The 999-nt window shown below is 74.8% G+C and carries 2 protein-coding genes; one reads left to right on the top strand and one right to left on the bottom strand.

The features are described from left to right. A partial coding sequence (locus tag ABD308_RS27475; protein WP_344339923.1) for an SAM-dependent methyltransferase occupies nt 1–472 on the bottom strand: 472 nt, incomplete at its 3' end. 52 nt (nt 473–524) lie between these two features. Between ABD308_RS27475 and ABD308_RS27470 the strand changes: the two genes are divergently transcribed. Next, nucleotides 525–938 (top strand): MarR family winged helix-turn-helix transcriptional regulator, encoded by a 414-nt coding sequence (locus ABD308_RS27470; RefSeq protein WP_344339921.1) that lies wholly within the window; start codon nt 525–527, stop codon nt 936–938. Nucleotides 939–999: the final 61 nt, after the last annotated feature.

Below are 999 nucleotides of genomic sequence, written 5' to 3'. Positions count from 1 at the left end.
GGGCCGGGTCGAACCCGGCGTCGACCAGGCGGGCGGGCCAGCGCGAGTCCAGCAGGTCGGCGGACAGGACGGTGCGCCGGCACCCCGGCTCGGCGCCCAGGCCGTCGAGGACCTGGTCCTTGAAGTCCAGCACCGGGTGCAGGTCGAGTTCGAACAGCCGGGTCCCGGCCGGCCATTCCAGCCGGTGCGCACGGGTGTCCAGGCCCGCCGCGAGCAGCACGACCTGGTCGGCGCCGGCGGCGAGCAGGCGGTCGTCGTAGAAGCGGGTGCGCAGGGTGCCGTGGGCGACCAGGGCCTCGGCGAGGGCGCCGCGCGGACCCGAGGCGGGCAGCGGCACCCCGGCTGCGGTGGCGAACGCGGCGGCGTACGGATCGTCGAAGAGCGCGTCGGGGCGGGAGCTCTCGTAGGCCCGGACCAGGGCGACGGACAGGGCGGTGCGGGACACCGGGCTCAGCGGGTCGGAGGTCGTCATGGCCGGAATCTACATCGCTACCGATACATCTGTGAAGATGTAGCCTGTCGGCATGGACGGCGTGCAACTCCTCAGACTGGGCAAGCGGTTGACCGACCTCGGCCGCGAGATGATCATCGATCCGGCGTCCGCGCACCTCACCCCCGGCGAGATCGCCGTGGTCGCCGACGTCTACCGCCATCCCGCGACCTCCGTCCGGGACATCCAGGTCCGGACCGGCTTCGCGCAGAGCCACGTCTCCGTCTCGGTCGCCCGGCTGCGCGAGCGCGGCCTGCTGGACGCCTCCCCCGACCCGCGGGACGGCCGGCGCACCCTGCTGAGCGTCTCCGACTGGGCCCGGCGCACCATCCGCGAGCACGTCGCCCGGCCCGCCGAGCCGGTCATCGCCAAGGCCGTCCCGGACCCGGAGCGGGCCCGCCACGTCACCGAACTGCTCGACGAACTCGCCGGTCTCCTGCTGCCCTGAGGCCCCGCGCGGCAGACGCGCGGAAGCGCGTCACCCGGCCGCCTGGGGTGGCGGCCGGGTG

It is taken from the genome of Kitasatospora putterlickiae, assembly GCF_039527695.1.
Classification (GTDB): Bacteria; Actinomycetota; Actinomycetes; order Streptomycetales; family Streptomycetaceae; genus Kitasatospora; species Kitasatospora putterlickiae.
This window is presented reverse-complemented; position numbering and strand designations above follow the sequence as displayed.